The sequence below is a fragment of the Streptomyces sp. NPDC004788 genome (assembly GCF_053601115.1).
In genome coordinates, this window is sequence record NZ_JBSGBF010000008.1 from 110,552 (window position 1) to 120,351 (window position 9,800).

6 protein-coding genes and 1 pseudogene are annotated in these 9,800 nt (G+C 71.9%); 4 read left to right on the forward strand and 3 right to left on the reverse strand.

Annotated elements, in window-relative coordinates; genetic code table 11:
- Positions 1 to 34 precede the first annotated feature (34 nt).
- A pseudogene (locus ACWEJX_RS06645) lies at positions 35 to 1,130 on the forward strand (MerR family transcriptional regulator).
- A gap of 418 nt (positions 1,131 to 1,548) precedes the next feature.
- On the opposite strand, the gene ACWEJX_RS06650 reads toward ACWEJX_RS06645, so the two are convergent.
- Positions 1,549 to 2,922 (reverse strand): cryptochrome/photolyase family protein, encoded by a 1,374-nt coding sequence (locus ACWEJX_RS06650; protein ID WP_451606429.1) that lies wholly within the window; start codon positions 2,920 to 2,922, stop codon positions 1,549 to 1,551.
- Between the two features lie 500 nt (positions 2,923 to 3,422).
- Between ACWEJX_RS06650 and ACWEJX_RS06655 the strand changes: the two genes are divergently transcribed.
- On the forward strand, positions 3,423 to 4,619 hold the full coding sequence (locus ACWEJX_RS06655; protein ID WP_451606430.1) for a hypothetical protein: 1,197 nt from the start codon (positions 3,423 to 3,425) through the stop codon (positions 4,617 to 4,619).
- A 38-nt stretch (positions 4,620 to 4,657) separates the two neighbouring features.
- On the opposite strand, the gene ACWEJX_RS06660 is transcribed toward ACWEJX_RS06655, so the two are convergent.
- Both ACWEJX_RS06660 and ACWEJX_RS06665 read right to left on the reverse strand, forming a co-directional pair.
- Complete coding sequence (locus ACWEJX_RS06660) at positions 4,658 to 5,986, reverse strand: class I SAM-dependent RNA methyltransferase (RefSeq protein ID WP_451606431.1); 1,329 nt, start codon at positions 5,984 to 5,986, stop codon at positions 4,658 to 4,660.
- Between the two features lie 85 nt (positions 5,987 to 6,071).
- Positions 6,072 to 8,123: an APC family permease gene (locus tag ACWEJX_RS06665; RefSeq protein WP_451606432.1), complete on the reverse strand. Its 2,052-nt coding sequence runs from the start codon at positions 8,121 to 8,123 to the stop codon at positions 6,072 to 6,074.
- Positions 8,124 to 8,356: 233 nt separating this feature from the next.
- On the opposite strand from ACWEJX_RS06665, the gene ACWEJX_RS06670 reads away from it, so the two are divergent.
- Together ACWEJX_RS06670 and ACWEJX_RS06675 are read left to right on the forward strand one after the other, a co-directional pair.
- Entirely contained in the window at positions 8,357 to 9,025 is a 669-nt protein-coding gene (locus ACWEJX_RS06670) for a potassium channel family protein (RefSeq protein ID WP_403798932.1), read from the forward strand.
- The gene (locus tag ACWEJX_RS06675; RefSeq protein WP_451606433.1) at positions 9,025 to 9,699 is read left to right on the forward strand and encodes a potassium channel family protein; all 675 of its coding nucleotides are present in this window, start codon (positions 9,025 to 9,027) and stop codon (positions 9,697 to 9,699) included. Before ACWEJX_RS06670 ends, ACWEJX_RS06675 begins: the two co-directional genes overlap by 1 nt.
- The last annotated feature ends 101 nt before the right edge of the window (positions 9,700 to 9,800 follow it).

A 9,800-nucleotide genomic window follows, 5' to 3' on the forward strand; every position in this document is an offset into this window, starting at 1 on the left:
CGCTCCAACACCGGTCGCAGCGTTTCCGCAGCGTATGGTGAGTGGCATGTCCGACACGACGCACGGGATCACGACGGGTGCGGTGGCGCGGCGCCTGGGAGTCTCGCCGACGACGGTGCGCTCCTGGGACCGGCGGTACGGCATCGGCCCCGCGGTGCGCGCGGACGGACGGCACCGCAGGTGGAGACCCGCGGACGTCGCGATGCTCGAAGAGATGCGCCACCTCACGGCGTCCGGCGTCCCGCCCGCGGAGGCGGCACGCGCCGCCCGGCGCGTACGGGCCCGAGCCGGGGCGACGGCCGTCGCGGCACCAACCGCACGGCCTGCCGAGGCTCCAGCCGCACGGCCTGCCGAGGCGACGGAGCCGGTGGAGCGGGCGGAGCCGGTGGAGTCGCGCATGTCTCCGGCCGACGAACGTTCGCGGAGGCGCCACCGCGCGGGGCCGGGCAGCGGACCGCCCCTCGCCGACGTACGGCAGGAGTGCCGAGGGCTGGCCCGCGCCGCGGTGCGTCTCGACGGTCCGGCCCTGGAGGAACTTCCTCCAGGAGGTCCTGGACCGGTACGGGCTGGTCACCGCCTGGGAGGAGGTGATGGTCCCGACGCTGCACGCGGTGGGCCGCACGTGGGAGTCCTCCGACGACCGTTACGTCGAGGTGGAACACCTGCTGTCCTGGCACGTCTCCACCGCGCTGCGGCGGGCGGCCGCCACCGGCCGGCCGACGGCCGCCTCCGCCGCTCCGGTCGTGTTGGCCTGCGTCCCGGCGGAGCAGCACGCGCTGCCGCTGGAGGCGCTCGCGGCCGGGCTGGCCGAACGGGGCCTGCCGACCAGGATGTTCGGCGCGGCGGTGCCTGCCGAGGCCCTGGACGCGGCGGTACGGCGGTCCGGACCGGCCGCCGTGGCGCTCTGGTCGCAGGCGAGGTCCACGGCGAACCACTCCCTGGCCCGGCACATCGCGGCGACGACGTTCGCTGTGAGGGGAGCGCGCACCTCTCCCCTCGTCCTGCTCGCCGGTCCCGGCTGGCTGGGCCGGACTCCCGGCCCGGGCATGCTGCGGCCGGCCGGACTGCGCGAGGCCCTCGACTCGATCGCGCGCCTCTACGGTGACCGGGCCGCGTCCGCCGGGGGCTGAGGCGACCGGCGGCACACTCAACCGCTCATGAGCCAAGGCCCTTCGGCGCGGACGTCGCACGGCGTGGCGGACGCCGGGGGGAGGGGGAGCGGTGGGGGGCCGCCGGGGCGGTGAGGTGGCCGGTCGTCCGGTGTGCGGTCATGACGGTTCCTCCTCCGGGTGGTGACGCGGTCGGCCCGGGCTCGTCGGCCGCCCGTCGAGCCGTACGGCCGCGGGGCCACAGGACGGCGGTTCGGCATCGGCGGCGTCGGCATCGGCGTCAGCGTCAGCGTCAGCGGCAGCGGTGTCAGCGGCCTCGGCGTCGGCGTCGGCGACCCCGCGTCCCCTTCACGTTCCGGCCTACGAGCCCTGCGGAACAACTCGCATCGTTTGCGCATCGAAGCCGACCGGAAGCACGGGCACGGCCGGGAGAAGGAACTCAGGCGACGCCCCGGGCCTGGCGGAAACGCGCCAGGCCGTCGGAGAGCTCGACCAGCGGGTCGGGGTAGTCGAGGGCGGCCCGGTCGAGTCCGGTGAGCCGCCAGGGCTCGTGGACGGCCGGTCCGTCGAGGCCGGCGAGTTCGGGGACCCAGCGCCGGACGTAGCCGCCGTCGGGGTCGTACCGCTTGCCCTGTCGCACCGGGTTGAGGACGCGCTGGGGCCTGGAGTCCGTGCCCGTGCCGGCGACCCACTGCCAGTTGAGCTGGTTGTTCGCCACGTCGCCGTCCACCAGCAGCCCCAGGAAGTGGCGCGCGCCCTCGCGCCAGTCGATGTAGAGCGTCTTGGTCAGGAAGGAGGCGGCGATCAGCCGGCCGCGGTTGTGCATCCAGCCCTCGTCGGCGAGTTGCCGCATGGCGGCGTCGACCACGGGGTAGCCGGTTCGCCCCTCGCGCCAGGCCGCGAGGTCCGCCTCGGCCTCGGCGCCCCGCCTCCAGCGGTCGTGTCGAGGACGGTAGTCCGCACCCGCCGAGTCCGGCCGGGCGGCCAATACCTGCTGGTGGAAGTCGCGCCAGCACAACTGCCGTACGAACGCCTCCGCCCCGGCACCGCCACGCTTCCTCGCCCGGTGGACCGCCTCGACGGCGGAGACGGCACCGAAGTGGAGGTACGGCGAGAGGCGGGACGTGCGGTCCGCCGCCAGGTCGTCGTGGCGCTCCTCGTACGCGTCGACGTCCTCCGCCAGCCAGGAACCGAGCCGCCTGCGCCCTTCGCTCTCCCCTCCTGCCGCGAGGCCCGGCGACACGTCCGCGATCCCGGAACGCCGTGGCATCCGCTCCGACCGCACGTCCGAGGGCACACGCACCGCCCTCGGGGCGGCCAGAGGCGCCCGCAAAGGCTCGTGGACCCAGCGCCTGTAGTAGGGCGTGAACACGGCGAAGTGGTCCGAGCCGTACGGCGTGAGGTCTCCGGGCGGCACCACGCCGGTCACGCCGTCGTGCACGTACAGCCGGCACCCGTCCGATTCGAGCACCCTGCGCAGCCGCGCCTCCCTCGCCGTGGCGAATCGCGTCACGCCGGCGGCCATGTGCACCTCGTCCGCCCCGGTCTGCCGCACCAGGTCCCTGACCTCGGTCACGGTGTCGCCCTCACGCACCACGAGGCGGCCGCCACGGTCCTTCAGCCCCCGGTCGAGGTCCGCGAGGCAGTCCGCGAGAAAGGCCAGCCGATTGGGCACCGCGAAACCCGCCCGGTCCACGGCCGGGTCACGGACGAACACCGGCACCACGTCCTGCGCTCCGTCGTGCGCCGCCCTCAGCGGCGGATGGTCGTGAACCCTGAGGTCGGACGTGTACAGAACGACGGAGACAGTCATCGCACCCTCCTTGCCAGGCCGCCGGGCACGCACGTCGCCGGCGCACCGCCTTCACACTCCTACCTCCCTGCTTCCGCGGATTGCCGCCTGCCGGATGCGTACGGGCGTGGCGCGCTTCGTCCACGTCGTCCGCATCGACTCCCGGCACGTCCCGCGCGCCGTCCTGAACCTGGAGCAGATGCTCGCTGCGCAAGCGCTGGCCGCGCTCTCGTGACGTGCGCCGGGTGACGGTGCGGGCCGGATGGAAGAAAGGTGAAGGCCATGTGAAATGCAGCCAACCTGATGGCGGCCGCACGCGCGTAGACCGCACCGCCGCCCCAGGACGCGCAGCGCGTCCGACTATCGAACACGATGGCTGAAAATTGAACTACTGCGCGAACGGGACGCTACGGTTTGCGGCGGTTGACGTTTCCAGCGAGAGGAAACCCCTCATGACCTCAGCCGACAGCGCGCCGATAACGGCCCACATCCTCACCGGCTACCGCCCTGAGGACGGTTTCGTGGCCGTCGAGCTGAACCCGCCTCCGGCCGAGTACGTTTGGCACGACGAGCACGCCGAGCAGCAGGAGCAGCGTTACGGCCCGGGAGTGGGCTACCACCAGTGGCTGGCTGTGGACGTACGCGGCGGCGCGGTCTGGTTCGGCGACATCGACTGGCGGGCCTCGCGTGAAGACCTCGACGGTCAGCTGCCCGGCTTCCCCCGCACGGCGCTCGGCGACGGGACCATCCCGGCACCCGGGGTCATGGTGCAGCTTCTCGACCACCTGACCCAAGACGAACGGCGCGGCTGCTCCTGGCGCTTCTTCACCGCCGAGGAGTTGCACGCGCTCGCGCTGCGCGTACTGCCTGCCGTGCAGCGGCTCGTGGACTCGATCCACCGGATCGGACCGGAAGGCGAGCTGGAATGGTCGGCTGAGGCCGCCACCGCCTGGGACGACATCGAGCAGACCGCGGCCCCCACCCTCACCGCCTCCGGCGAGCTCCTCTGGCCCAGGCCCCGGACGACACCGACTCCGGCCTGGCGCATCGAGGTCGGCGCGTTCCTCGACATGAACCCCGACCTGTGCGACCCCTCCTGGGGTCTGGCCACGGACGCGGAACTCGATGCCTACGCCGACTACCGTCCCGAGAGTGGCTACGGCGGTGTACCAGGGCGGATGTGCCGTGCCGCCGACCAGCAGATCGAGGACGGTTTCACCTTCTACGGCCACCGTGCCGCCCTGTACGCCTACCGCGCGCGGGCGTGCGGCGACCGTATTCCGACGGACGCCCGTGTCTGGCTGGAGACGGCAGAGGCGGGTCGGGATGCCTGGGAGGCGGCCAAGCCCCTCGGAGCCACCCTCGCCGACGTCCCGGACTGCGCGTTGGCGGCCTTGGCCGAAGGGTTCCAGAGCACCGCGCACAGGGAGGGGCTGGTGCTGACGGGCCTGGACACCTATCTGCGTCGGTTGCGCGCCGCGGAACGTTCCGCCGTCGACCAACAGCTCGTCCGCGAAGCCGAGGAGGTCAAACGCCTCGAGAACATACTGAAGGACTTCCGCGCCGCACGTAACCGCACCGTGACGCGGGTCCTGGCCTGGTCCGACGGGCGTAGCGACGGGGAAATCGCCCGCCTGGCATCCGTGCCCGACGACTACGTCAGTGACTGGCGGGCCCGCCTGACCGACGCGGAGTCAACCGCCGCACCCCCATGGTGAAGCAGTCCGCGGCGAAGACGCTGCTCTGAAACGCCGGTTCAGCGGCCCTTGTCAGCAGGCTCCAGGATCGCCACGCACTCCACGTGGTGGGTCATCGGGAACAGGTCGAACGCCCTCAGCGTCCGCACCCTGTACCCGCTCTCCCTGAAGTAGCCCAGGTCCCGCGCCAGCGCCGCCGGGTCGCAGGCCACGTAGGCGATGCGGCGGGCGCCGAGGGCGGTGAGGTGGTGGACGGTCTGCTTGCCGGCGCCCGCGCGGGGCGGGTCGAGGACGATGAGGTCGACGTCGGTGATGCCGGTGCGGGGGAGGACGGATTCGACCTTGCCCTGCTCGATGCGGACGCGCGGGAAGTCGGCGAGGTTGTGGCGGGCGTCCTCGACGGCGCGCTTGCCGGACTCGATGCCGAGGACGGCGCCGTTGTCGCCGAGGCGGTCGGCGAGGGCGCCGGCGAAGAGGCCGACGCCGCAGTAGAGGTCGAGGGCGGTCTCGCCCTTGCGCGGGAGGAGGCCCTGCATGACGGCGCGGACGAGGGTGTCGGCGGCCTTCGGGTGGACCTGCCAGAAGCCGCCGTTGCCGACGCGGTAGGTGCGGTCGTCGGCGCGCTCGCGGACGAAGGGGCGGCCGTGGACGCGGTGGACGCCGCCGTCCTTCTCGCCGACGCGCATGACCGAGACCGGCTTGTCGAGCTCGACGATGGGCAGCCGGGCGCCCGGACGCGGGGTCAGGATGACCTGGCGGTCCTGTGAGCCGGTGGCCGCGATGGCCTCGATGGAGGCCATGCCCTCCCAGGTGCGCTTCTCGATGCCGAGCTCCGAGACGCCCTCGGCCGCGATCATGCAGTGGTCGACGACCTCGACCTCGTGCGAGCGGTGCTTGCGCAGGCCCGCGCGGCCCTCGGCGTCGACCGCGTACTGGACGCGGGTGCGCCACTGCGGCACCTCACCGGCGGGCAGCTTGTCGCCCTCGGCCGGGACGACCGTGCCGTCCCAGCCGGCCTCCTCCGGGGTGAGGCCGGCGAGCCGCTTGAGCTGCTCGGCGATGACCTCGCCCTTGAGGCGGCGCTGGGCGCCCGGCTTGGCGTGCTGCCAGTCGCAGCCGCCGCACTTGCCGGGGCCGGAGAAGGGGCACGGGGCCTCGATCCGGTCCTTGGACGCCTGGAGGATCTCGACGGCGTCGGCGCGCAGGAAGCGCGAGGTCTCCTCGCCCTCGGTCACCCGGGCCCGGACCCGCTCGCCCGGCAGCGCGTGCCGGACGAAGAGCACCCGGCCCTCCTCGGTGCGGGCGATGCAGTGGCCGCCGTGGGCCACCGGGCCGACCTCGACCTCGTACTCCTCCCCGATCAGCGACGAGACAGGCGTGTTCTGCATGACCAGGGGCTCCAGGGGCGAGAGGGCGAAGACGAGAGAGACGGCCGGAAGAAAGGTGGGCTGCCGTTGACAGCAGCCCACCAGTCTACTTGCTCTTCCCCGCCGATTCCTTCTGGCCCTTCTCCACCGGGCCACGGCGCACCGCACCCGGCGCGCTCCACTCCTGGCGCCTGCGCGCCCGCTGCTTCGCGGCCTCGGACGACCGGAGCTGGTACGGCACGGAGGTCACCATCACGCCCGGCGTGAACAGCAGCCGGCCCTTGAGGCGCAGCGCGCTCTGGTTGTGCAGCAGGTGCTCGTACCAGTGGCCGACCACGTACTCCGGGATGTAGACGGAGATGGCGTCGCGCGGGCTCTCCTGGCGCAGGTTCTTGACGTACTCGACGACCGGCCGGGTGATCTCGCGGTACGGCGAGTCGAGGATCTTCAGCGGTACGTTGATGCCGCGCCGCTCCCACTCCTCCTTGAGCGCCTTCGTCTCGGCCGCGTCGACGCTCACGGTGAGCGCCTCGAGGCCGCTCGGGTGCATCAGCTTGGCGTAGGCCAGGGCGCGCAGGGTGGGCTTGTGGAGCTTGGAGACCAGGACGACGGAGTGGACCTGGGAGGGCCGCACGTACTCGTCCGGGCGCTCCTCGGCGGCGGCGATCTCCGCCGCGACCGAGTCGTAGTGCCGGCGGATCGCGGTCATCGTCACGTAGAAGATCACCATGCCGAGCAGGGCGACCCAGGCACCGTGGGTGAACTTGGTGGCGAGGACGACGACCAGGACGAGGCCGGTGAAGAAGGCACCGAAGGCGTTGATCGCACGGGAGCGGATCATGTGGCGGCGCTTGGCCGGGTCGGTCTCCGTCCGCAGGTGGCGGTTCCAGTGCCGGACCATGCCGGTCTGGCTGAGGGTGAAGGAGACGAAGACGCCGACGATGTAGAGCTGGATCAGGCGGGTCGAGTCGGCCCCGTAGATCCAGACCAGGAGGGCGGCGGCGCCGGCGAGCAGCACGATGCCGTTGGAGAAGGCGAGGCGGTCGCCGCGGGTGTGCAGCTGGCGCGGCAGGTAGCGGTCCTGGGCGAGGATCGAGCCGAGGAGCGGGAAGCCGTTGTACGCCGTGTTGGCGGCCAGGAAGAGGACGAGCGCGGTGGCGGCGGCGAGCAGCACGAAGAAGAACGTTCCGTCGCCGAAGACGGCGGCGGCGACCTGCGAGATGACCGGGTCCTGGACGTAGGACTCGCCGAGCGGCTTGCCGTGGTTGAGGAGGTCGGTGGCCGGGTTCTCGGCCATCCGCACGTCCGTCGCCATGGCCAGGAAGATGATGCCGCAGAACATGGTGACGGCCAGGCCGCCCATGAGCGCGAGCGTGGTGGCGGCGTTCTTCGACTTGGGCTTGCGGAAGGCGGGCACGCCGTTGGAGATCGCCTCGACGCCGGTGAGGGCGGCACAGCCGGAGGAGAAGGCGCGCAGCAGCAGGAAGACCAGCGCGAAGCCGGCCAGCCCGCCCTTCTCGGCGTGGATCTCGAATCCGGCGGTGGGGGCGGTCATGGTGTCGCCGAGGACGAGCCCGCGCCAGGCACCCCAGGCGATCATGACGAAGACGCCGAAGACGAAGACGTACGTCGGGATGGCGAAGAGGCCGCCGGACTCCTTGACGCCGCGCAGGTTCATCAGGGTCAGCAGCACGATCACCGCGATGGCCGAGGCCACCTTGTGCTCGACGACGAACGGCACGGCGGAGCCGAGGTTCTCGATGCCGGAGGAGATCGACACCGCGACGGTGAGGACGTAGTCGACGAGCAGGGCGCTCGCCACGGTGAGTCCGGCCTTCGGCCCGAGGTTGACGGTCGCGACCTCGTAGTCGCCGCCGCCGCTCGGGTACGCGTGCACGTTCTGCCGGTACGAGGCGACGACGGTGAACATCAGGACCACGACCGCGAGGGCGATCCAGGGGCTGAAGTGGTAGGCCGACAGGCCCGCCACGGAGAGGACGAGAAGCACCTCACCGGGCGCGTACGCCACCGAGGACAGCGGGTCGGAGGCGAAGACGGGAAGGGCGATCCGCTTGGGGAGAAGGGTCTCGCCGAGCTTGTCGCTGCGCAGGGCCCGCCCGATCAGGATCCGTTTGGGCACGTCGGTCAGTTTGGACACAACAGAGGATCGTAAGCGTTCGAAATGAGCCGCGTGACCCCCCACCCCGATCCGCACGGAATCTCCCTGGTTACCACTGCCGGTGAGGTCCCGTCCGGCGTCGCCGCTTAAGCTCGGACCGGACAGCACGCGTGTGCGTTGTCCGCCGCAGCCCGGGCAGTCGGGCGAGGAAAGTTGTGATCAGGGTGTTTTCGCAGGTCAACAGGGCGATCAGGAGTGCGGGGTAAGGGGACGTGCACATCGTCATCATGGGCTGCGGGCGAGTGGGCGCCGCTCTTGCGCAGACCCTGGAGCAGCAGGGCCACACGGTCGCGGTCGTGGACCAGGACCCGACGGCCTTCCGCCGTCTGGGCTCGGGCTTCGGCGGGCGCCGGGTCACGGGCGTGGGCTTCGACCAGGACACGCTGCGCGAGGCGGGCATCGAGGAGGCCGGTGCCTTCGCCGCGGTGAGCAGCGGCGACAACTCGAACATCATCGCCGCGCGGGTCGCGCGTGAGATGTTCGGCATCGAGAACGTGGCCGCCCGTATCTACGACCCGCGGCGCGCCGAGGTCTACCAGCGGCTGGGCATTCCGACGGTCGCGACGGTCCGCTGGACCGCCGACCAGATGCTGCGGCGGCTGCTGCCGTCGGGCGCGGAGCCGCTGTGGCGTGACCCGAGCGGCGGTGTGCAGCTCGCCGAGGTGCACACCTCCCCGGCGTGGATCGGCCACAAGATCAGCCGGCTCCAGGAGGAGACCGGGGTGCGGGTGGCATTTCTCACCCGACTGGGCGAAGCGATTCTGCCGACGTCGCAGACGGTGCTGCAGGAGGGCGACCTCGTGCACGTGATGATGCGGACGGACGAGATCGACAAGGTCGAGGCGGCCTTCGCCGAGGGTCCCGAGGAGGGCGGTCACTGATGCGTGTCGCTATTGCGGGCGCGGGCGCGGTGGGCCGTTCCATCGCGGGCGAGCTCCTGGAGAACGGGCACGAGGTCCTCCTCATCGACAAGGCGCCGACCGCCATCTCGGTGGAGCGGGTGCCGCAGGCGGAGTGGCTGCTCGCCGACGCCTGTGAGATCACCTCGCTCGACGAGGCCGCGCTGCAGCGCTGCAACGTCGTCATCGCGGCGACCGGCGACGACAAGGTGAACCTGGTCGTCTCGCTGCTCGCCAAGACCGAGTACGGCGTGCCGCGCGTGGTCGCCCGGGTCAACAACCCGAAGAACGAGTGGCTGTTCAACGAGGCGTGGGGCGTGGACGTCGCCGTCTCGACGCCGCGCCTGATGTCGGCCCTGGTGGAGGAGGCGGTGAGCGTCGGTGACCTGGTCCGGCTGCTGCGCTTCAGCCACGGCGACGCCAACCTGGTGGAGCTGACCCTCCCGCCGGAGTCCGCGATCGCGGGCACGCAGGTCGGCGAGGTGGCCTGGCCGCAGGACACCTCCCTGGTCACCATCATCCGCGGCTCCCGGGTCCTCACGCCGAGCGCGGAGGAGACCCTGGAGGCGGGCGACGAGCTGCTGTTCGTGGCCACGCAGGCGCGCGAGGAGCAGCTGGAGGAGCTGCTCTCGGTGCGCCGGGAGAGCGCCGAGTGACGTAGCCGGACAGCCGGGACAGCCGGCCGGACACGGAGAGGGGCCCGGGACCTGTGACAGGTCCCCGGCCCCATCTCGTACGTCTCCGGGCTATACCGGCG